Annotated in this window: 16 protein-coding genes and 1 riboswitch; of the genes, 6 read left to right on the top strand and 10 right to left on the bottom strand. The window is 69.5% G+C overall.

Going from position 1 to position 21,403, the window contains the following annotated elements:
• The first annotated feature begins 3 nt into the window (after positions 1–3).
• Positions 4–193, top strand: a riboswitch (TPP riboswitch).
• A complete protein-coding gene (gene thiC / locus ACFY1E_RS08410) occupies positions 186–1,988 on the top strand; it encodes a phosphomethylpyrimidine synthase ThiC (RefSeq protein WP_389072909.1) in 1,803 nt (600 codons plus the stop codon). (Overlaps the previous riboswitch by 8 nt.)
• A gap of 163 nt (positions 1,989–2,151) precedes the next feature.
• On the opposite strand, the gene ACFY1E_RS08415 is transcribed toward thiC, so the two are convergent.
• The 3 genes from ACFY1E_RS08415 to ACFY1E_RS08425 form a co-directional block, all read right to left on the bottom strand.
• On the bottom strand, positions 2,152–3,021 hold the full coding sequence (locus ACFY1E_RS08415) for a hypothetical protein (RefSeq protein ID WP_389072912.1): 870 nt from the start codon (positions 3,019–3,021) through the stop codon (positions 2,152–2,154).
• 193 nt (positions 3,022–3,214) lie between these two features.
• Positions 3,215–4,297, bottom strand: coding sequence for a metallophosphoesterase (locus ACFY1E_RS08420; protein WP_389072913.1), 1,083 nt, complete (start codon positions 4,295–4,297; stop codon positions 3,215–3,217).
• 201 nt (positions 4,298–4,498) lie between these two features.
• Complete coding sequence (locus tag ACFY1E_RS08425) at positions 4,499–5,611, bottom strand: LacI family DNA-binding transcriptional regulator (RefSeq protein ID WP_030938801.1); 1,113 nt, start codon at positions 5,609–5,611, stop codon at positions 4,499–4,501.
• A gap of 397 nt (positions 5,612–6,008) precedes the next feature.
• On the opposite strand from ACFY1E_RS08425, the gene hisC reads away from it, so the two are divergent.
• Positions 6,009–7,088: a histidinol-phosphate transaminase gene (hisC, locus tag ACFY1E_RS08430; RefSeq protein ID WP_389072915.1), complete on the top strand. Its 1,080-nt coding sequence runs from the start codon at positions 6,009–6,011 to the stop codon at positions 7,086–7,088.
• A 7-nt stretch (positions 7,089–7,095) separates the two neighbouring features.
• Here hisC and ACFY1E_RS08435 read toward each other — a convergent pair whose 3' ends face one another.
• Positions 7,096–7,470, bottom strand: coding sequence for a cyclophilin-like fold protein (locus ACFY1E_RS08435; protein WP_389072917.1), 375 nt, complete (start codon positions 7,468–7,470; stop codon positions 7,096–7,098).
• Between the two features lie 145 nt (positions 7,471–7,615).
• On the opposite strand from ACFY1E_RS08435, the gene ACFY1E_RS08440 reads away from it, so the two are divergent.
• From ACFY1E_RS08440 to ACFY1E_RS08455, 4 genes are all read left to right on the top strand, one after another.
• Positions 7,616–9,124 (top strand): cytochrome ubiquinol oxidase subunit I, encoded by a 1,509-nt coding sequence (locus ACFY1E_RS08440; RefSeq protein WP_389072918.1) that lies wholly within the window; start codon positions 7,616–7,618, stop codon positions 9,122–9,124.
• Positions 9,125–9,142: 18 nt separating this feature from the next.
• Entirely contained in the window at positions 9,143–10,147 is a 1,005-nt protein-coding gene (cydB, locus tag ACFY1E_RS08445) for a cytochrome d ubiquinol oxidase subunit II (protein ID WP_389072920.1), read from the top strand.
• 60 nt (positions 10,148–10,207) lie between these two features.
• Complete coding sequence (gene cydD / locus ACFY1E_RS08450) at positions 10,208–13,723, top strand: thiol reductant ABC exporter subunit CydD (RefSeq protein WP_389072921.1); 3,516 nt, start codon at positions 10,208–10,210, stop codon at positions 13,721–13,723.
• A 145-nt stretch (positions 13,724–13,868) separates the two neighbouring features.
• A complete protein-coding gene (locus ACFY1E_RS08455) occupies positions 13,869–14,927 on the top strand; it encodes a peptidoglycan DD-metalloendopeptidase family protein (RefSeq protein WP_389072923.1) in 1,059 nt (352 codons plus the stop codon).
• A 15-nt stretch (positions 14,928–14,942) separates the two neighbouring features.
• On the opposite strand, the gene ACFY1E_RS08460 is transcribed toward ACFY1E_RS08455, so the two are convergent.
• The 6 genes from ACFY1E_RS08460 to ACFY1E_RS08485 all read right to left on the bottom strand — a co-directional run bounded on the left by ACFY1E_RS08460 (position 14,943) and on the right by ACFY1E_RS08485 (position 21,186).
• Positions 14,943–15,830 carry an HAD hydrolase family protein gene (locus ACFY1E_RS08460; RefSeq protein ID WP_389072924.1) on the bottom strand — a complete coding sequence of 296 codons (888 nt, stop codon included), beginning with the start codon at positions 15,828–15,830 and terminating at the stop codon, positions 14,943–14,945.
• Between the two features lie 76 nt (positions 15,831–15,906).
• Complete coding sequence (locus ACFY1E_RS08465) at positions 15,907–16,818, bottom strand: LLM class flavin-dependent oxidoreductase (protein ID WP_389072927.1); 912 nt, start codon at positions 16,816–16,818, stop codon at positions 15,907–15,909.
• Between the two features lie 93 nt (positions 16,819–16,911).
• Positions 16,912–17,460 carry an RNA 2'-phosphotransferase gene (locus ACFY1E_RS08470; RefSeq protein ID WP_389072929.1) on the bottom strand — a complete coding sequence of 183 codons (549 nt, stop codon included), beginning with the start codon at positions 17,458–17,460 and terminating at the stop codon, positions 16,912–16,914.
• 138 nt (positions 17,461–17,598) lie between these two features.
• The gene (locus ACFY1E_RS08475; protein WP_389072932.1) at positions 17,599–18,531 is read right to left on the bottom strand and encodes a MerR family transcriptional regulator; all 933 of its coding nucleotides are present in this window, start codon (positions 18,529–18,531) and stop codon (positions 17,599–17,601) included.
• A gap of 43 nt (positions 18,532–18,574) precedes the next feature.
• Positions 18,575–20,347 carry an SDR family oxidoreductase gene (locus tag ACFY1E_RS08480; protein ID WP_389072933.1) on the bottom strand — a complete coding sequence of 591 codons (1,773 nt, stop codon included), beginning with the start codon at positions 20,345–20,347 and terminating at the stop codon, positions 18,575–18,577.
• On the bottom strand, positions 20,344–21,186 hold the full coding sequence (locus ACFY1E_RS08485; RefSeq protein WP_389072935.1) for a M24 family metallopeptidase: 843 nt from the start codon (positions 21,184–21,186) through the stop codon (positions 20,344–20,346). The genes ACFY1E_RS08480 and ACFY1E_RS08485 overlap by 4 nt, the downstream gene beginning before the upstream one ends.
• Between the last annotated feature and the right edge of the window lie 217 nt (positions 21,187–21,403).

Raw genomic sequence — 21,403 nt, forward strand, 5'->3', positions numbered from 1 at the left:
CACCTTTGCACACGCGGGAGCTCGGAGCACCGGGCTGAGAGGGCGCTGACCTCCGTCCCAGCGATGTTTCACGTGGAACATCACCGAAGTCGAGTGATGTTCCCCACGAAACGTCGACAGACGGAAACCGCTGCGTCGACCGCCGAACCTGTTACCGGGTAATGCCGGCGTAGGGAGTAGGTCTCATGACCAACAAGGACGCACGCACGCCTGCCTCCAGCCAGGACGAACAGCCCATTCAGGGCGAACAGTCCCAGGAGGCCGGGAAGTCCATCGGCTGGCACAAGGCGTATGTCGAGGGCTCACGCCCCGATCTGCGAGTGCCGGTCCGCCAGGTGCATCTCACCAACGGGCAGTCGGTCACGCTGTACGACACGTCCGGCCCGTACACCGATCCGCTCGTCGACACCGATGTGCGCAGGGGGCTCGCCCCGCTGCGCGAGAACTGGATCATCGCGCGCGGTGACACCGAGGAGTACGCGGGCCGTCCCGCCCGTCCCGAGGACGACGGGATCAAGCACACCTCTCCACGAGGCGGTCTGCGCAACCTCGACGCGGTCTTCCCGGGCCGGCCGCGCCAGCCGCGCCGCAGTCGCGACGGCAAGGCGGTCACGCAGCTCGCGTACGCGCGCCGTGGGGAGATCACGCCGGAGATGGAGTACGTGGCCATCCGGGAGAACGTCTCGCCCGAGGTGGTCCGCCAGGAGATCGAGGCGGGCCGCGCGGTACTGCCGGCCAACGTCAATCATCCGGAGATCGAGCCGATGATCATCGGCAAGCGGTTCCTGGTGAAGGTCAACGCCAACATCGGCAACTCCGCGGTGACGTCCTCCATCGAGGAGGAGGTCGAGAAGATGACCTGGGCGACCCGCTGGGGCGCCGACACGGTCATGGACCTGTCCACCGGCCGCAACATCCACACCACGCGTGAGTGGGTGCTGCGCAACTCCCCCGTCCCCATCGGTACGGTGCCGCTCTATCAGGCCCTGGAGAAGGTGGACGGCCGGGCCGAGGAGCTGACCTGGGAGATCTACAAGGACACCGTCATCGAGCAGGCCGAGCAGGGCGTGGACTACATGACGGTCCATGCGGGCGTCCGTCTGCCGTACGTCCCGCTCACCGCGAACCGGAAGACCGGCATCGTCTCGCGCGGCGGCTCCATCATGGCCGCGTGGTGCCTCGCGCACCACAAGGAGTCGTTCCTGTACGAGAACTTCGAGGAACTCTGCGAGATCCTCGCCGCGTACGACGTCACGTACTCACTGGGCGACGGCCTCAGGCCGGGGTCGATCGCGGACGCCAACGACGAGGCGCAGTTCGCGGAGTTGCGCACGCTCGGGGAACTCAACCGGATCGCCAAGCGTTTCAACGTACAGACCATGATCGAGGGCCCGGGACACGTCCCGATGCACAAGATCAAGGAGAACATCGACCTTCAGCAGGAGATCTGCGATGAAGCTCCGTTCTATACGCTCGGTCCGCTGATCACGGACGTCGCGCCGGCATACGACCACATCACCTCCGGCATAGGTGCCGCGATGATCGCCTGGTGGGGCACGGCCATGCTCTGCTACGTCACGCCCAAGGAACACCTGGGCCTGCCCAACCGTGACGACGTCAAGACCGGTGTCATCACCTACAAGATCGCCGCCCATGCGGCCGACCTCGCCAAGGGGCACCCCGGGGCGCAGGAATGGGACGACGCGCTGTCCGACGCCCGCTTCGAGTTCCGGTGGGAGGACCAGTTCAACCTCGCCCTGGACCCCGACACGGCACGGGAGTTCCACGACGAGACCCTCCCGGCGGAGCCGGCCAAGACCGCCCACTTCTGCTCGATGTGCGGGCCGAAGTTCTGCTCGATGAAGATCTCCCAGGACATCCGCCGCGAACACGGCGGGAGCCGAGCGGAGATCGAGCAGGGCATGGCCGAGAAGTCGAAGGAGTTCGCGGCCGCGGGCAACAGGGTGTACCTGCCGATCGCGGACTGACGTAAGCCGGTGTGAGTGGCTCCGCTCCTCCGACATGGAGGACGGTCCCGCTCTTCGGAGTGAGGTGCCGTAGGGCGGAGCCGTCGGTGGAATCGGTGTTCGGCTTGCGCTCCCCCTGCGGGCCCTGACGGGCCTTTCTGATGCGGGGGGCGCAAGCCGACGGTTACTCCGGCTGGTGTTCCGGGCCCCCGAAGTCCGGGCTGGTGTAGTCCGGGCTGGTGAAGCTCGGGCGCGGGCCGGGGGTCGAGCCGTCGTCCGGGCTGCTGAAGCCCGGCCGGTCGTAGCCGAGGTGGGGCATGCGGCTGGTCGACGTCGGCGGAGTGGCGGTGTGCAGCGCCGCGGCGGTGCCGGGGTCGGCGAGTGCCTCCCTGAGGAACGGCATGATGCCGCGCTCCAGGAGTGCCTGGCGCCAGGCTTCCCTGGCCAGGGCCACTTCCTCGCTCAGCTCGCCGTACGGTCCGGACTCGAGCGAGGGCTGGTTGCGCAGGGCGGTGAGCAGCAGCCCGACAGCGGCGACGAGGATCGCGGCCGCGGTCATGGCACCGAACACCCAACCCGCGGTGATCATGGTCTTGCCGAACACCTGTTTGGGCTCCAGCGACTTGATGATGTACCCGACGAGCAGGAAGATCACCGCAGCTGTTCCGGCGAGGACGGGGGTGAGGACGGCGGCGACGGCTACGGCGCCCGCGCCGGCCGGCTCGGCGGCCTCGCCGAGGGTGGTGGCGAGCCCCACCGCCCCCGCGCCCGGCTCCGCTGAGCCGGATTCACGGGTGGACGGCGGGGTGGACGGCGCCGGCTGGCGCAGTTCCTCGCGAACCTTCACGTAATGCTGGTACTCGGCTGCCGCTGCCACCGTGATGAGTGCGGTGGCGTTGAGCGCCATCGTGCGCAGCTGTTCGGGGTTGAGCCGCTCGCCGACAGCGGCAAGCTCCGGGCGGTTTGGGGCGGAGCGCAGCGCCTCATCGAGGACCCGCTCGTACTCCTGGCGGTCCTCGCTCAGCAGGTGCTGCGGAACGCTGTTCATGTGCATCCCCCGATGCTCCGTAGGGCTTGGGGCTCGCATGCCAACGAGCCGTCGGGCAGAAACGGAGGGGAGCCTGCTACGGATAAGCCGATGGTAGAGCGGCGACGGCACACGGTGACAGGGGGTTTGAAGAAATTGGGCCCTGGCCTGCGCCGTTTATCGCGGTTCCGCCATGGGGGAACGCCTGCCCTGTGAACGTTCAGATATCCAGTGGCAGTTGCTGGACCAGCAGCTTTCCGGCCATGGTCACTCCGCCGTCCATCGCGATGGCGAGTCCCTCGGCGTAGACGTGCGGTCCTTCGACCACGGGCCCCGCGCTGTCCTCGCCCTCCTCGGAGCCGACCTCGCCCAGCAGATACGGAATGGGGCTGTGACCGTGAACAATCCGCGTGCCGCCGTACGTATCCAGCAGGGAGCGTACGGCGTCTGCGCCGCCCTCGTCGCGGAAGGAGAACCGCTTGGTGAACTTGCGGAACAGATCCCAGCACTCGTCGGCGTCGTTACGCGTGAGTGTTTCGCGGACGGTGTCGTTGACCGCCTCGATCGAGTCGCCGTAGTCGAGGTAGGCGGTGGTGTCCGAGTGGACGAGCAGATAGCCGTCGACCTCCTCGACGGCGTCGAGGCGGGCCATCCACTGCAGATGGTGGTCCTGGAGGCGGTCCATGTCGGTCTTCTGGCCGCCGTTGAGCAGCCAGGCCGCCTGGAAGGTGGCGGTGCCCGCACCGGAGTTGACGGGGGTGTCGCCGAACCGCTTGGCGCCCAGCAGCAGCAGCTCGTGGTTGCCCATGAGCGCCTTGCAGTAGCCGCCGGCCGCGGCCGCCTCCGCGGACAGCCGCATCACGAGGTCGATGACGCCGATGCCGTCCGGGCCACGGTCGGTGAAGTCGCCGAGGAACCACAGCCGGGAGGTGCCCGCGCACCAGTTGCCCGCGGAGTCGACGAGGCCCTGCTCCTGGAGGGCGGCCACCAATTCGTCGAGATAGCCGTGCACATCACCCACGACGTACAGCGGGCCGGCGCCGTCGGTCTGCTGGGGGATGGGGAGGGACGCGGGGTCGACGGGCACCTGAAGAGTGTCACCGCGGTTGATGACCGGCAGGTCGCGCTGTGTCGGGGTGTACCCCTCCGGGTGGTCGGCCGGCTCCTCGACGGGTCTGGCGACGTCGCCGGGGTATGTGCTGTGGCCGTACGGACCGGTCTCGTGGACATACGCCGGTACCCGGAAGTCGCGCAACGTCGCCGTCCGCTCCGTCTCGGGTCCCTGACCGGCCCCCTGAGTCATCAGACCCCTCCACCATCGCGCCGCATCTGCACCGCTTCGGACTGCCTGGTCGCAGCGGCCCGCGGTGTCGTGGGCCCATCATAGGAATGCCGATCGCGCCATGTGATGACCCAGGGGTGGTGAATCGGAGGAAGAGTCCAGTTCACCGCGGCTTTCGCCCCGATTGGGCAGGGCTTCGACCGTCTGCTGACGGCCTTGGTTCTACTCCTCTTCGGGCGACCGCGGCGCGCTGACGGTCGTACGCGGCGGGCGTCGCTGGGACGAGGTACGCACGATCAGCTCCGTCGGTATCACCTGCTCGACCGGTTGGTCCGATTCGACCCCCTCGATCGCGTCGATGAGGAGCTGCACCACGGCCGTGCCGATGCGGCGCGGCTTCAGGGAGAGCGTGGTGATGGGCGGTTCGGTGTTGGCGTACACGGTGGATTCGCTGCAGCAGACCAGAAGCAGGTCGTCCGGCACCCGCAGGCCGTAGCGTCGGGCCGCGGCGAGCAGGTCGGTGCCGTTCGGGTCGAACAGGCCGTAGACGGCGTCGGGCCGGTCGGGGCGGGCGAGCAGCCGGTCGGCGGCGACGGCGCCCGCGCACGGGTCGTGCGCCGGGTAGGCCTCGTACACCGGGTCCTGTCCGACGCGTTCGCACCAGCGCAGATACGCCGTGGTCGACAGGTGGGTGTACGTGTCGGTCGAGGTTCCCGTCAGCAGTCCGATGCGGCGTGCGCCGGCGTCGGCCAGGTGGTCGAGGATGCCGAGTACGGCTGCCTCGTGGTCGTTGTCGACCCAGGCGGTGACCGGGAGCGAGCCGGCGGGACGGCCGTCGGAGACGACGGGCAGGCCCTGCCGGACCAGTTCGCTGACCACCGGGTCCTGGTCGGAGGGGTCGATGACGACCGTGCCGTCCAGCGCGACGTTCGACCACACGTCGTGGCGCGAGGTCGCGGGCAGGATCACCAGGGCGTAACCGCGGGCGAGCGCGGCCGAGGTGGCGGCGCGTGCCATCTCGGCGAAGTAGGCGAACTCGGTGAAGGTGAAAGGTTCATCCCCGTATGTCGTCACGGTCAGGCCGATGAGTCCCGACTTGCCGGTACGGAGGGTTCGGGCCGCCGCCGACGGGCGATACCCCAGCCGGTCGGCGACCTCTCGGACATGACGCCGGGTGGCGTCCGGGAGCCGGCCCTTGCCGTTGAGGGCGTCGGAGACGGTCGTGATGGAGACTCCGGCGGCGGCGGCAACGTCTCTGATGCCCGCACGGCCCGGCCGGCTGCCTCGGCGTGAGGTTTCCGCGCGGCTCACCTGGTGCTTCCCTGCTGCTGTCATGGCGAGCCGATAGTAGGGCTCATGGAGTGGGGTAGGGCGGACGCATATGCACGCGTTGACAGGGACGTTTCTGCAAGGTCATATGTCGTCAATTGCCTTTGAAACAAAGGCAGTTGAACGATCCAATGGAGTTACGTGACTTGTCGGCGCGCATGGGCCTGCCAAGTCCCCGATGTTTCGAAGAGGTCTCAACTCACCTTGATGGGCGATGCGCGCCAGGGCGCGAGCCACCGGCGCATAGATATATGTGGCCGCGCCCCCCGGTTCGTCTGCCTACGGGTGGTGATGCCCCTGATGTGTATGTGACGGATGAGGTCTGTTCTCAGCTGTACGCAGCGGCGCCGAATCCTCATAAGGTGAGCAGTATTGGAAGCCGGTGGTCATGAGGAGGACTGCGGTGAGCGAGACGAGCCCCAAGCTGCGCGCCGAGCTGGAGGGTATCCCCACCTACAAGCCGGGCAAGCCTGCCGCGGCCGGCGGTCCGGTGGCCTACAAGCTGTCCTCCAACGAGAACCCGTATCCGCCGCTGCCCGGTGTGATGGAGACGGTGACGGCCGCGGTCTCGTCCTTCAACCGCTACCCCGACATGGCCTGTACCGGCCTGATGAGCGAGCTGTCGGACCGCTTCGGCGTCCCGCTCTCCCACCTGGCCACCGGCACGGGTTCGGTCGGTGTCGCCCAGCAGCTGATCCAGGCGACCAGCGGCCCCGGTGACGAGGTCATCTACGCCTGGCGGTCTTTCGAGGCGTACCCGATCATCACGCAGATCAGCGGCGCGACCTCGGTGCAGGTGCCGCTGACCCCGGGCGACGTGCACGACCTGGACGCGATGGCGGACGCGATCACCGACCGGACGCGCCTCGTCTTCGTCTGCAACCCCAACAACCCGACCGGCACGGTGGTACGGCGCGCCGAGCTGGAGCGGTTCCTCGACCGGGTGCCCGGCGATGTACTGGTCGTGCTGGACGAGGCGTATCGCGAGTTCATCCGCGACCCCGAGGTGCCGGACGGCGTGGAGCTGTACCGCGAGCGACCGAACGTCTGCGTGCTGCGCACGTTCTCCAAGGCGTACGGTCTCGCGGGCCTGCGTGTCGGCTTCGCCATCGCCCATGAGCCGGTGGCGGCTGCGCTGCGCAAGACGGCGGTGCCGTTCGGCGTGAGCCAGCTTGCGCAGGAGGCGGCCATTGCCTCGCTCCGCGCCGAGGACGAACTGCTCGGCCGGGTCGGCTCGCTGGTCTGTGAGCGCAACCGCGTGGTCGACGGGTTGCGCGCCCAGGGCTGGACCGTGCCCGAGACCCAGGCCAACTTCGTGTGGCTGCGGCTGGGGGAGAGCGCGGTCGCGTTCGCGGCGGCGTGCGAGCAGCACGGCGTGGTGGTCCGGCCGTTCCCGGGCGAGGGTGTGCGGGTGACGGTCGGGGAGACCGAGGCGAACGACATCTTCCTGAAGGTGGCGGAAGGGTTCCGCAAGGAGCTCTGAGTCGGCGTTACGCGTCTACGAGTTCCACGCGCACCGGGTCGCCGTCGCGGACCGTGGCGAGGAGCCTGGGGTCGCCGTCGAGGCGGCCCAGGACGTTGCACGGGCTCGCGAGGCGGCACTCGTCGCTTCGCGAGATCGGAGTGGGCCCGTAGGGGAGTGCCAGCGCGTCGCCGTCGGTCCAGAAGGCGACCGTGCCCGGGTCCACGACCTGCTGGGCCGATGTTTCACGTGGAACCGAGACGCCCGTGTCGAAGTAGACCTCCTCGCCCCAGGTACGGGCGGTGGAGGCGAGCGGCAGTGCCTTGGTGAGGGCCTGCGCGGTCGGGGTGTCGTCGAGGGTTGCGGTGAGGTGGCCGGCGGGCCACGAGATCCGTATCTGCACGGCAGGTAATTCAACAATATGTTGAAGTTGCTGCCAAGGGTTGACGTGACGCAGAAGACAGGACCCCCCTGCTGATCGGCGAAAACGGGTGCGTCATAATTGCTTGTGAATGTGAACGCTTTCACAAGCGGTAAGGAGCGGCGACGTGGACCTGGCTTTGGCGCCGGAGACCCTGGCGCGATGGCAGTTCGGCATCACGACCGTCTACCACTTCCTGTTCGTCCCCTTGACGATCTCGCTGGCCGCTCTCACGGCCGGCCTGCAGACCGCCTGGGTGCGCACGGAGAAGGAGAAGTACCTCAGGGCGACCAAGTTCTGGGGCAAGCTTTTCCTGATCAACATCGCGATGGGTGTGGTCACCGGCATCGTGCAGGAGTTCCAGTTCGGCATGAACTGGTCCGACTACTCGCGCTTCGTCGGTGACGTCTTCGGCGCCCCGCTGGCCTTCGAGGCCCTGATCGCGTTCTTCTTCGAGTCGACCTTCATCGGCCTGTGGATCTTCGGGTGGGACAAGCTGCCCAAGAGGATCCATCTGGCCTGCATCTGGATGGTCTCGATCGGCACGATCCTGTCGGCGTACTTCATCCTCGCGGCCAACTCCTGGATGCAGCACCCTGTCGGCTACCGGATCAACAAGGCGAAGGGACGTGCCGAACTCACCGACTTCTGGCACGTACTGACCCAGAACACCGCGCTGGCCCAGGCATTCCACACGCTCTCCGCGTCCTTCCTGACCGGTGGCGCGTTCATGGTCGGTATCGCCGCCTTCCACCTGTTCCGCAAGAAGCACGTCCGGGTGATGAAGACCTCGCTGCGGCTGGGTCTGGTCACCGTCGTCATCGCCGGTCTGCTCACCGCGATCAGCGGTGACACCCTCGGCAAGGTCATGTTCAAGCAGCAGCCGATGAAAATGGCCGCCGCCGAGGCGCTGTGGGACGGTCAGAAGTCCGCGCCGTTCTCGATCTTCGCGTACGGCGACGTCAGCAAGGGCCACAACACCGTCGAACTGTCGGTCCCCGGCCTGCTGTCGTTCCTCGCCGACGACAACTTCCACTCGTACGTCCCCGGCATCAACGACACCAACAAGGCCGAGCAGAAGAAGTTCGGTCCTGGTGACTACCGGCCCATCATCCCGGTCACCTTCTGGGCGTTCCGCTGGATGATCGGCTTCGGCATGGCGTCCTTCGCCATCGGCCTGGCCGGACTCTGGCTGACCCGTAAGAAGTTCATGCTGCCGCAGCATCTGAGGGTCGGCGACGACGAGGTGCCGCATCTGGTCCTCTTCAGGAACAAGGCCCTGAGCCCCAAGCTCAGCAGGCTGTACTGGTTGGTGGCGATCTGGACCCTGGGCTTCCCGCTGATCGCCAACTCCTGGGGCTGGATCTTCACCGAGATGGGCCGCCAGCCGTGGGTCGTCTACGGCGTCCTGCAGACCCGGCACGCGGTCTCCCCCGGCGTCTCCCAGGCCGAGGTACTCACCTCGATGATCGTCTTCACCACGCTCTACGCGATCCTCGCCGTCGTCGAGGTCAAGCTGCTGGTGAAGTACGTCAAGGCCGGCCCGCCCGAGCTCACCGAGGCCGACCTCAACCCGCCCACGAAGATCGGCGGCGACACCCGTGACGCCGACAAGCCGATGGCCTTCTCGTACTAGGCCGAGGGAGATCGAGTCATGGAACTTCACGACGTCTGGTTCGTCCTGATCGCCGTCCTGTGGACCGGCTACTTCTTCCTGGAGGGCTTCGACTTCGGGGTCGGCATCCTCACCAAGCTGCTGGCCCGGAACCGGCCCGAGAAGCGGGTGCTGATCAACACGATCGGTCCCGTGTGGGACGGCAACGAGGTCTGGCTCCTCTCGGCCGGCGGTGCCACCTTCGCCGCCTTCCCCGACTGGTACGCCACGCTCTTCTCCGGCTTCTACCTGCCGCTGCTGATCATCCTGGTCAGCCTGATCGTGCGCGGTGTCGCCTTCGAGTACCGGGCGAAGCGGCCCGAGGAGAACTGGCAGCGCAACTGGGAGACCGCGATCTTCTGGACCTCGCTGATCCCGGCTTTCCTGTGGGGCGTCGCCTTCGGCAACATCGTGCAGGGCGTGAAGATCGACAAGAACTTCGAGTACGTCGGCACCGTCTGGGACCTGCTCAACCCTTATGCGCTGCTCGGCGGGCTCGCGACCCTCACGCTGTTCACCTTCCACGGGGCCGTGTTCACGGCACTCAAGACGGTCGGCGACATCCGGGAGCGGGCGCGGAAGCTGGCGACGGTGGTCGGTCTCGTCACCGCCGTGGTGGCGCTGATCTTCCTGCTGTGGACGCAGGTCGACAGCGGTGACGGCAAGAGCCTGGTTGCGCTCGTCGTGGCCGTGGCCGCGCTGGTCGGCGCCCTGGTGGCCAACCAGGCCGGGCGCGAGGGCTGGTCGTTCGCGCTGTCCGGGGTCACGATCGTGGCCGCCGTGGCGATGCTCTTTCTGTCGCTCTTCCCGAACGTCATGCCGTCGTCGCTCAATGGGAACTGGAGCCTCACGGTCACCAACGCCTCGTCGAGCCCCTACACCCTGAAGATCATGACCTGGTGCGCGGCGATCGCCACGCCGATCGTCCTGCTCTATCAGGGATGGACCTACTGGGTGTTCCGCAAGCGGATCGGAACGCAGCACATCGCTGACGCCGTGCACTGAGTCCGAGGTGGGGCATGTTTCACGTGAAACGTGCCCTTTGAGGAAGAGGGTGTGTTTCACGTGAAACCGATCGACCCGCGGCTGCTCCGCTACGCCCGTGCCACCCGCCTCTTCATGGTGGCGGTCGTCGGCCTGGGCGTGGCCGGTGCGGCGCTGGTCATCGCTCAGGCGATGCTCATCGCCGAGGTGGTGGTGGGCGCCTTCCAGTACGGGATGTCGGTGGACGAACTCGGCACTCCCCTGTTGCTGTTGGCGGCCGTCGCCGGTGGTCGTGCGCTGGTCTCGTGGCTCACCGAGCTCGCGGCGCACCGGGCGAGCGCGGCGGTGAAGTCGGAGCTGCGGGGCCGGCTGCTGGAGCGTGCCGCCGAGCTGGGGCCGGGGTGGCTGAGCGGGCAGCGGACCGGGTCTCTCGTTGCCCTTGCCACCCGTGGGGTCGACGCCCTCGACGACTATTTCTCGCGTTATCTGCCGCAGTTGGGGCTCGCGGTGGTCGTGCCGGTGGCGGTGCTGGCCCGGATCGTCACCGAGGACTGGGTCTCGGCGGCGATCATCGTGGGGACCCTGCCGCTCATCCCGGTCTTCATGGTCCTGATCGGCTGGGCCACCCAGTCCCGGATGGACCGTCAGTGGCGCCTGCTGTCCCGGCTGTCCGGACACTTCCTGGATGTCGTCGCGGGGCTGCCGACGCTGAAGGTGTTCGGGCGGGCCAAGGCGCAGGCCGAGTCGATCAAACGCATCACCGGCGAGTACCGGCAGGCGACCATGCGGACGCTTCGGATCGCCTTCATCTCGTCCTTCGCGCTGGAACTGCTTTCCACGCTGTCGGTCGCGCTGGTCGCCGTGACGATCGGCATGCGGCTCGTGCACGGCGAGATGGACCTGTACATCGGCCTTGTCATCCTCGTCCTCGCGCCCGAAGCCTATCTGCCCCTGCGGCAGGTCGGGGCGCAGTACCACGCGGCGGCGGAGGGGCTTGCGGCGGCCGAGGAGATCTTTGCGGTCCTGGAGACGCCTGTTCCGGCAGCGGGTACGGGGGCCGTGCCGGCGGGTGGTATTGCCTTCGAGGGGGTGACGGTCCGGTATCCCGGGAGGTCCGAGGACGCCGTGTCGGATGTGTCCTTCGCCGTCGAGCCCGGCGAGACCGTCGCGCTCGTCGGGCCGAGCGGCGCCGGCAAGTCGACACTGCTGAACGCCCTGCTGGGGTTCGTGCGGCCGGCCGAGGGACGGGTGCGGGTCGGGGGAGCCGATCTCACCGAGGTCGCTCTCGAGCAGTGGCGGTCGAGGATCGCCTGGGTGCCGCAGCGGCCGCATCTGTTCGCCGGGACGATCGCCGAGAACGTACGGCTGGCCCGGCCCGACGCCGACGAGACCGCCGTACGCAAAGCGTTGAGCGATGCCGGGGCACTGGAGTTCGTGGACGCGCTGCCCGGGGGCGCCGAGACCGTGCTCGGGGAGGACGGGGCCGGGCTGTCCGCCGGGCAGCGCCAGCGGCTCGCGCTGGCCCGCGCGTTCCTCGCGGACCGGCCCGTACTGCTGCTCGACGAGCCGACCGCGGCCCTCGACGGCGCCACCGAGGCCGAGGTCGTGGAGGCGGTACGGCGACTGGCGGTGGGGCGGACGGTGCTGCTGGTCGTGCACCGGCCGGCGCTGCTGAGGGTGGCGGACCGGGTGGTACGGCTGGGGGCGGCGGACGCGGCAGATCCTCTGCAGCGGCCTGTGTCCCCCGCCGCTTCCGTGCAGTCCGCAGCGGTGCCGTCCGAGAGTCGCCCCGTCGCGGCCGCCGCTTCGGAGGAGACCGGGACGAGCGGTCTCACGACAGGCACGCCCGCCGTCCTCGCCCGCGTCCGGGCCATGTCCGGCCCCCGGCGCGGTCGTCTCGCTCTCGCCCTGCTGCTCGGCAGCCTTGCGCTCGGCAGCGCCGTCGGGCTCATGGCCACCTCCGGGTGGCTGATCTCGCGAGCCTCGCAGCAGCCGCCCGTGCTGTATCTGATGGTGGCGGTGACCGCGACGCGGGCCTTTGGCATCGGGCGGGCCGTCTTCCGGTACGCCGAGCGGCTCGTGTCGCACGACGCGGTGCTGCGGATGCTCGCCGACACGAGGGTCGCCGTCTACCGGCGGCTGGAGCGACTGGCGCCCGCCGGGCTGCGCCGCACCCGCCGGGGCGACCTGCTCTCGCGGCTCGTCGCCGACGTGGACGCCCTGCAGGACTACTGGCTGCGCTGGTTGCTGCCCGCCGGATCCGCGGCGATCGTGTCCGCCGCCTCCGTCGGCTTCACCACCTGGCTGCTGCCCGAGGCCGGCCTCGCACTCGCCGTCGGGCTGGTGGCGGCCGGGGTCGGGGTCCCGCTGGTCACCGGTGCCGTGGCGCACCGCGCCGACCGCCGCCTGGCCCCCGCCCGAGGCGTCCTCGCAACCCGGGTGACCGATCTGCTCACCGGCACCGCGGAGCTGACCGTCGCCGGCGCCCTGCCGGCTCGTACCGCAGAGGCTCGCCGCGCCGACGGCACGCTCACCCGGATCGCCTCGCGCGCCGCCACCGCCACCGCGCTCGGCGACGGACTCACCGCGCTGCTCTCCGGGCTCACGGTCGCCGCCACCGCCCTCGTGGGCGCCCAGGCGGTCGCCGACGGGCGGCTGGGCGGCGTGGCGATGGCCGTCGTCGTCCTCACGCCGCTGGCCGCGTTCGAGGCGGTCCTCGGGCTGCCGCTCGCCGTGCAGTACCGGCAACGGGTGCGCAGAAGCGCGGAGCGCGTGTACGAGGTCCTGGACGCGTCCGAGCCGGTACGGGAGCCGGAGCAGCCCCGGCAGGCCCCCACCTCTCCCTTCCCGGTCGTCCTGAAGGGTCTGACCGCCCGGTACGAAGGGCAGGACCGGGATGCGCTCGACGGACTCGACCTCACCCTCCACGAGGGACGCCGGATCGCCGTGGTCGGGCCGTCCGGCTCCGGCAAGACGACGCTCGCGCAGGTGCTGCTGCGCTTCCTGGACCCGGACACGGGCTCGTACACGCTGGCCGGCGTGGACGCCCAGGCGCTCGACGGCGACGACGTACGACGGCTCGTAGGGCTGTGTGCCCAGGACGCTCACCTCTTCGACAGCTCGGTACGCGAGAACCTGCTGCTGGCGAAGAAGGACGCCACCGAGGGCGACCTGCGCGACGCGCTGGCCCGGGCCCGGCTGCTGGACTGGGCCGACAGCCTGCCCGAGGGGCTCGACACACTGGTCGGAGAACACGGGGCCCGGCTGTCGGGAGGACAGCGGCAGCGCCTCGCGCTGGCCCGCGCGCTCCTCGCCGACTTCCCGGTTCTCGTGCTCGACGAACCCGCCGAACACCTCGACCTGCCGACGGCCGACGCCCTCACCGCCGACCTGCTGGCCGCCACCGAGGGCCGCACGACACTGCTCATCACGCACCGGCTGGCCGGCCTGGCGGCGGTCGACGAGGTCGTCGTACTGGACGAGGGGCGAGTGGTGCAGCACGGGACGTTCACCGAACTCGCTGCCGTGGAGGGGCCGTTGCAGGCGATGCTGCAGCGGGAGGCGGAGACGGAACTGCTCTCCGGAGCGACGTCGTAGCAGAGCCCAGCGCTCAAGGTGCAACGGACACCCTGCCGACGACCGTGTCGCGGGGCGTCCGCACTGAGCCATCCGGGGTGCTGCTTCCCCCAGGCGTAGGACTTGAACATGACCGGTCCCTGCCGGTCGGGTCACGATCGCTGACATGTGCTCATTCCGCCGTCGTCCGCTGCTCCTTCCGGCCCTGCTGTGTGCGCTCGTGATGCTTGTGGCCCGGCCCACGGAGGCGATGGGCGTGGGCGACGGGGACGAGCTCGGCAGCGGCATCAGCGCCCAGGTCGAGCAGCTCTACGAGGATGCGGCACTGGCCACGCAGCAGTACGAAGCGGGTCGTCAGGAGGCCGACGTGCGGCGGGCGCAGGCCGAGCAGGCCCAGACGCTGCTGGACGGCGAACGGCAGGAGATCACCCGCCTGCACGCGGACCTCGGTCGGATGGCGCGCGCCCAGTACCGCACCGGCGGCGGCCTCCCGGTGGCCGCGCAGCTGATCCTCGCGGACAGCCCCGACGCGCTGATGCGCAGTCAGCACGTCCTGGAGCAGGCAAATCTGGCCCTGGCCGGCTCGGTCGCCAGGAGCCGCCGGGCCGAGGCACGCTTCGCCGCCGACGAGGCCAAGGCCAAGGCGGCATGGCAGGCGCTGGAGCAACGGAACATCGAGCTCGCCGCCGTGAAGGACACTATCGAACGGAAACTCGAGGAGGCGCGTGGGCAGTTGCAGGGGCAGGCGGCGGCTTCCGTCGCAGCCGGCAGCTGCCGCGGCTCCGTCCGGCTTCACCAGCCGACGACCAAGTTCACCAAGCCGTGGGTCGCGCCCGTGGAGACGTACGTACTGTCCGCCGGCTTCGGCAGCGGTGGTGACCGGTGGGCGAACCGGCACACCGGGCAGGACTTCGCGGTACCGATCGGCACGCCGGTGCGGGCGGTCGGCGCGGGACGCGTGGTGAGCGTGTCGTGCGGAGGAGCCTTCGGCATCGAGATCGTCCTTCAGCACCCGGGCGGCTACTACACGCAGTACGCCCATCTCGCCGCCGTCGCCGTCGACCAGGGCCAGCGGGTGGACACCGGGCAGTGGATCGGCCAGTCGGGCACCACCGGCAACTCCACCGGCCCCCATCTGCACTTCGAGGTGCGCGTCACCCCGGAGATGGGCTCCGCGGTGGACCCGGTGCCATGGCTCGCGGCACGAGGCGTCCGCCTCGCATGACCGGTACGGCGAGGGCTAACCCCGCTCTGCCAGCATCCGCTCGATGACCAGCGCCACCCCGTCGTCGTTGTTGGCGACCGTGCGGCCCGAGGCCGCGGCGATGACGTCCGGATGCGCGTTGCCCATCGCATAGGACTGGCCCGCCCAGGTGAGCATCTCCACATCGTTCGGCATATCCCCGAAGGCGACGACCTCCTCGTGCGAGATGCCGCGCTCCGCGCAGCACAGCGCGAGCGTGCTCGCTTTGGAAACGCCGGGGCCGCTGATCTCCAGCAGGGCGCTGGGACTTGAGCGGGTGACGCTCGCCCGGTCGCCGATGGCGAGACGGGCCGTGGTGAGGAAACCGTCCGGATCGAGGGACGGGTGATAGGCAAGGATCTTCAGCACCGGCTCGGCGGCACCGGGCCCGTCCGCCGCCAGCAGGTCCTCGGCCGGCATGAGGTTGTCCGGGATCTCCATGTGCAGCTTCGGATAGTCCGGCTCCTGATGGAAGCCGTACGTCTGCTCCACCGCGTACACCGTGCCCGGCGCCGCGTCGCGCAGCAGCCGTACGGCGTCCAGGGCGTTGTCCCGGGCCAGCTCCCGCACCTTCACGAACCGGTGGGCGCCCGGGCCGCCGTGCAGGTCGACCACGGCCGCGCCGTTGCCGCAGATCGCCAGCCCGTGGCCGTGGACATGGTCGCTGACGACGTCCATCCAGCGGGCCGGGCGGCCGGTGACGAAGAAGACCTCGATGCCCGCGTCTTCGGCGGCGGCGAGTGCGGCGACCGTGCGTGGGGAGACCGACTTGTCGTCCCGCAGGAGGGTGCCGTCGAGATCGGTGGCTATGAGCCGCGGCGCTGCGGCGGCGGCCGGGGTCTCGGGCTGTCGAGTCGCTGAGGTCACCCGCCCATTCTCCCGCATATGCCTGCACGGCCGTGCGGGAGCCCGCACAGGTGAGTGGTTACCGTCCTCATCAGCACAGTCACAGCCCATCCGCTCAGTCGAGCTGCGCCGTGGCCTCCATGGCTATCTGCTCGAAGACCTTCTCGTCGGCGGCGAAGTCGGAGTCGGGTATGGGCCAGTGGAGCACGATCTCGGTGAAGCCCAGTTCCCGGTGCCGTCCCGCGAAGTCCACGAACGCATCGAGCGACTCCAGCGGCCGCCCGCGGTCCGGGGTGAAGCCGGTGAGCAGGATCTTGTCGAGTCCGGTCACGTCCCGGCCGATCTCGGCGCAGGCGTCGGCCAGCTTCTCGGCCTGGCCGCGAATGGCCTGAATCGACTGTTCGGAAGTGCCGTTCTCGTACAGCTTCGGGTCGCCCGTGGTCACCCACGCCTGCCCGTACTCCGCGGCGAGCCTCAGCCCGCGGGGGCCGGTCGCCGCCACCGCGAAGGGCAGCCGGGGCCGTTGCACACAGCCCGGTATGTTGCGTGCCTCGTGCGCCGAGTAGAAGTCGCCCTCGTACGACAGCCCCTCCTTGCCGTCCTCGGTCAGCAGCCGGTCCAGGAGTTGGACGAACTCGGCGAACCGGTCCGCGCGCTCCCGCGGGGTCCAGGGCTCCTGCCCCAGCGCCGTGGCGTCGAAGCCGTTGCCACCCGCGCCGACGCCGAGGGTGAGCCGGCCCGAGGAGAAGTCGTCGAGGGAGATCAGCTCCTTCGCGAACGGCACCGGGTGGCGGAAGTTCGGCGAGGTCACCAGGGTGCCCAGCCGCATCCGCTCGGTGACGGCCGCCGCCGCGGTCAGGGTCGGTACGGCACCGAACCACGGGCCGTCCCGGAAGCTGCGCCAGGACAGGTGGTCGTAGGTGTAGGCGGTGTGGAAGCCGAGCTGTTCCGCGCGCTGCCATGCCGAACGGCCGCCCTCGTGCCAGCGGCGGTACGGGAGGATCACAGTGCTCAGACGCAGACTCATGCCCCCGAGACTAAGCGGCCGCACTGACAACGGACGAAACGGTCACCGTGCGCGGTCGCGCGGCCACGCGCCGACGCGGGCGGGGGCTGTATGTCAGTGCGGCTGGGGGAAGCGCAGGTACCGAGGCGGCACGGCCTTGGTGAGCCACACCCCGTTCTCGCTGACGTGGAAGACGTGCCCGTCGCGGTGCATCGCGGCCGCGTCCACGGACAGCACGACGGGCCGGCCGCGGCGGGCGCCGACACGGGTGGCGGTCTCGCGGTCCGGCGAGAGATGCACGTCGTGCCGGTTCATGGGCCGCAGCCCCTCGGCGCGGATCGAGTCCAGGTTGCCGGCCACGGTCCCGTGGTAGAGGTACGGCGGCGGGGTGGCCGGGGCGAGCCCGAGGTCGATCTCGATGCTGTGGCCCTGGCTGGCGCGGATCCGGGTGCCCTCGACGGCGAAGCGTTTCTTGTCGTTGACGGCGACGACGTGGTCCAGCTCCTCGCGCGTGAAGCGGAACCCGTGCGCGGCGGCCGCGGCGATCAGTACGTCGATCTCGACCCAGCCGGCCTCGTCGAGCGTCAGACCGATCCGTTCGGGCTGGTGGCGCAGGTGTTTCGAGAGGTACTTCGACACCTTTACGGTGCGTCTTTCGTCCATGCGTCTTTCGTCCATCCGTTCAGCATGACGGGAGAGACGGGGATCACGCAGAATATTTTGGCGGGTAGGTTTGATCCACAGCCAACTAGTGTTATCCACAGGCCAGTTGGCTGTTCTGTGGACAACTACGCATACACGTCAGTCCCGTTCGTCAAGATCGACTGGGGGCACCTCCCTTGACGTGAGCGCGTCCAACGCCCTTGCGTGCACCTCCCGTTCAGCCGCCAGACGCACGAACTCCGCCGCCCCCTCCGCTCCAACCAGCCCTTCCACCGCCTGCATTGTCTCCGCGGGCAACGACACGGAGCGTGACGCGGGGCGGTCCGGTGCGGGTTCCCCGGCGCCGAGTTGCTGTCGCAGCTGCCGTACCGCCAACGAACGCATGGCCCGCGCCAGTTCGGCATCCACCGTCTGCTGTGCGAGGGGCCTCAGCCGCCGTACGAGCGAGGCGGCTTCTGCCGCGTCCGCGTCCGTAGGGCGGTGCGGTCCGCCGAGGTAGCGGGCGAAGACATGCTCGGTGGTGAACTCCAGGAAACGGGCGGCGATGTGCTCGACCTGGCCCCTCAACTCCCGCAGATGGCCGGAGATCGCGGCAAGCGGGACACCGGCGGCATGCAACTCGACGGCCACCGCGAGCTCTTGGGGACTCGGTACGAGGAAGGAGTCCTCGTCGCCGGGAACCGGCTCCAGGACTCCCAGCTCCACGGCGTCGGCGACCGCCGCGTCGTCGGGTGCGCCGCCGAAGCGCTCGTCCAGTTCGGCACGCGAGATCCGTACCGCCTCCTCGTCGGTCCACGGGCCGTCGACCTCGGCCACCAGCCCGAGCACTCCGCCCAGGCCGCGGCCCGTGTCCCAGGCCTCCAGGAGCTCCTTGATGGAGGCCAGGGTGTAGCCGCGGTCCAGGAGGTCGGCGATCTGGCGCAGGCGCGCGAGATGCGCGTCCGAGTAGAGATTGGCGCGGCCGCGGCGCTCGGGACGGGGGAGGAGGCCGCGGTCCTGGTAGGCGCGGATGGTGCGGACGGTGGCGCCGCTGTGGTGCGCCAAGTCCTCTATCCGGTACGGCGATTGCATGCCGGGTGCCTCCGTCCGCCGGCGTTTTCGAGCAACTGCCCCCTCACAGCGGTGGTTCCATGCGTGCGATCGCCCGCAATGCGCGCGGGGTGAACCTGGACATGAAGTGCGCGCCCCGGGCCTCCGGAGTGACCGGCACGACCGCCTCGTTGCGCACGACCGCCCGCAGGATCGCCTCGGCGACCTTCTCCGGCGGGTAGTTGCGCAGGCCGTACAGCCGTGCCGCCTTCTTCTGGCGCCGCTTCTCCTCCTCGGCGTCCACGCCGGCGAAGCGTGCCGTCGAGGTGATGCTGGTGTTGACGAAGCCCGGGCAGATCGCGCTCACGCCGATTCCCCGGCCCGCGAGTTCCGCGCGCAGGCACTCGCTGAGCATCAGTACGGCCGCCTTGGAGGTGCTGTAGGCGGGCAGCGACCTGGACGGCTGGTACGCAGCCGCCGACGCGGTGTTGACGATGTGGCCGCCCTGTCCGCGCTCGGCCATCTGCCTGCCGAAGAGCCGGCAGCCGTGGATCACGCCCCACAGGTTGACGTCGAGGACCTTCCTCCAGTCCTCCGGGCTGGTGTCGAAGAAGGACCCGGACAGGCCGATCCCGGCGTTGTTCACCAGGACGTCCACCACTCCGTACTCGGTGGCGACCTTCTCGGCGAGCTTCTCCATGGCCTGTTCGTCGGAGACGTCGGCCGTCTCCGGCCAGGCTTCGGGGGCGCCGATCAGGCGGGACAGTTCGGCGGTGCGGGTGGCGGCCTCGGCGTCCCGGTCGACGGCCACCACGCGTGCGCCGGCCTCCGCGAAGGCGAACGCCGTGGCCCGCCCGATGCCGCTGCCCGCGCCGGTGACCAGGACGAGCTGCCCGCCGAAGCGCTCGGCGTATCTGCCGGTCGCCGCCACCTTGGTCTTTCCGCCCTCGGTGGCCGTCACGAACTCGGTGATCCAGGCGGCCAGTTGGTCGGGGCGGGTGCGCGGTATCCAGTGCTTGGCCGGGAGTGTGCGGCGGGTCAACTGCGGTACCCACCGCTCCAGTTCGTCGTAGAGCTTCTCCGACAGGAACGCGTCCCCCAGGGGGGTGATGAGCTGCACGGGCGCGTGCGCATAGGCGTCCGGGCGGGGCCTGCGCAGTCTGGCGCGGACGTTGTCCCGGTACAGCCAGGCGCCGTGCGCCGCGTCGGTGGGGAGTGAGGAGGTCGGGTAGTCGCCGCCGGGCACCTTCTCGAAGCGTTCCAGGATGCGCGGCCAGCGCTTGCCGAGCGGGCCGCGCCAGGCGAGTTCGGGCAGTACGGGCGTGTGCAGCAGGTACACGTACCAGGACTTGGCGCCCTGGCCGAGGAGCTGGCCGACACGGCGCGGGGTGGGCCGCTTGATGCGCTTGTCGAGCCAGTGCCCGAAGTGGTCGAGGGACGGGCCGGACATCGAGGTGAAGGACGCGATGCGCCCCTCGGTGCGCGGGACGGTGACGAACTCCCAGGACTGCACCGAACCCCAGTCGTGCCCGACCACGTGCACCGGTCGGTCCGGGCTGACGGTGTCGATCACTGCGAGGAAGTCGTCCGTGAGCTTCTCCAGGGTGAAGCCGCCGCGCAGCGGCTGCGGTGCCGTCGACCGGCCGTGTCCCCGGACGTCGTAGAGGACGACATGGAAGCGCTCGGCGAGCCGCGGGGCGACCTCGGACCACACTTCCTTGCTGTCGGGGTATCCGTGCACGAGGACCACCGTCGGCTGCCCGGAGTCCCCGAGCTCCGCCACGCACAGCTCCACGCCGCCGGTGTGCACCCGGCGCTCTCGCGCGCCCTTCCGCACCGACTGGGAAAAGCCCGTCACTTGTCCTCCGCCCAGCGCCGCACGTGCGGCAGATCGTCGTCCAGCCAGAAGGCACTCTGCTCGGGGTCCCTGGAGTCGGTGACGACCAGGATCTCCTCGAACTTCGCGCCCGTACCCCGGAAGCCGAGATGGGGTTCGACCGCCCACAGGCCCGGCCGCGGAGGGTGGTCGGAGAAGCGGTAGGGCGACCACAGCGGGGACCAGCCGTCGCGATGGCCGTGCAGCGCGTCGGAGGCGAGCCCCTTCAGGGACTGGGTGCCGAACCCGAACAGATGCGGTGACCAGCGGCGCTGCTTCACGCGGTCGACCTTGTGCGCGATCACTCCGAAGGGATAGGCGCGGTGCCGGTTGGCATAACCCTGGCGGACCATGAGGCGGTCCACGTCCTCGTAGATCGCCCGCAGCGGGCGCCGCTCGCGCACCTCGCGCAGGATCAGCTCCCGGTGCGCCCGAAGGTCGGCCATGAGCCTGTCCTGCACGGGGTTGATCCCGAGGGAGCCCGAGTAGCCGATGTCGGCCGTGAAGCCGTCGTACACGGGGGCCATGTCCAGGATGAACGGCATCCCGGGCTCGAGCCGCCGCTCGGTCGGGAAGAACTGGAGCGGGATGCGGAAGTTCACGAACGCCGTGCGGTCCCCGAACCAGGCGAAGGGCAGATGGAACCAGTCCCGCACGCCCCGCTCACGCAGCCAGGCACGCTGCATGCGGGCCGCCTCGCGCTCCGTGACTCCCGGCTGGAGCTGTGCGGCGACCGCCTCCGCGCACTCGTAGGCGAGGCGTTGCACCCGCCTGAACCCCCGCAGCTGCGCGGAGAGTTCATCCGTCACTGCCGTCGTCATGCCACCGCCCACCTCGTCCACGCCGACTGCGGTACGTGCCCGTAACTTGACACTGGTGAATGTGACAGTTGTTAGAGGCTGCGTCAATAGGAGGAGCCGAGGCTGTGGATAACTCTGCGTAGCTCTCAGGTAGGGGAATCCCCTACGGACCCGTACGCCTGGAGGCTGATGCCAGGACAGCTCTGCGGTCTGACGACCGGCGTGGTCCGCGTCACTA

The organism is Streptomyces sp. NPDC001604 (genome assembly GCF_042893475.1).
Classification (GTDB): domain Bacteria; phylum Actinomycetota; class Actinomycetes; order Streptomycetales; family Streptomycetaceae; genus Streptomyces.

Coding starts and splice junctions, on each gene's coding strand:
- thiC (WP_389072909.1), top strand. CDS start 186: ATGACCAACAAGGACGCACGCACGCCTGCCTCCAGCCAGGACGAACAG.
- ACFY1E_RS08415 (WP_389072912.1), bottom strand. CDS start 3,021: ATGCACATGAACAGCGTTCCGCAGCACCTGCTGAGCGAGGACCGCCAG.
- ACFY1E_RS08420 (WP_389072913.1), bottom strand. CDS start 4,297: ATGACTCAGGGGGCCGGTCAGGGACCCGAGACGGAGCGGACGGCGACG.
- ACFY1E_RS08425 (WP_030938801.1), bottom strand. CDS start 5,611: ATGACAGCAGCAGGGAAGCACCAGGTGAGCCGCGCGGAAACCTCACGC.
- cydB (WP_389072920.1), top strand. CDS start 9,143: ATGGAACTTCACGACGTCTGGTTCGTCCTGATCGCCGTCCTGTGGACC.
- ACFY1E_RS08455 (WP_389072923.1), top strand. CDS start 13,869: ATGTGCTCATTCCGCCGTCGTCCGCTGCTCCTTCCGGCCCTGCTGTGT.
- ACFY1E_RS08460 (WP_389072924.1), bottom strand. CDS start 15,830: ATGCGGGAGAATGGGCGGGTGACCTCAGCGACTCGACAGCCCGAGACC.
- ACFY1E_RS08465 (WP_389072927.1), bottom strand. CDS start 16,818: ATGAGTCTGCGTCTGAGCACTGTGATCCTCCCGTACCGCCGCTGGCAC.
- ACFY1E_RS08470 (WP_389072929.1), bottom strand. CDS start 17,460: ATGGACGAAAGACGCACCGTAAAGGTGTCGAAGTACCTCTCGAAACAC.
- ACFY1E_RS08475 (WP_389072932.1), bottom strand. CDS start 18,531: ATGCAATCGCCGTACCGGATAGAGGACTTGGCGCACCACAGCGGCGCC.
- ACFY1E_RS08485 (WP_389072935.1), bottom strand. CDS start 21,186: ATGACGACGGCAGTGACGGATGAACTCTCCGCGCAGCTGCGGGGGTTC.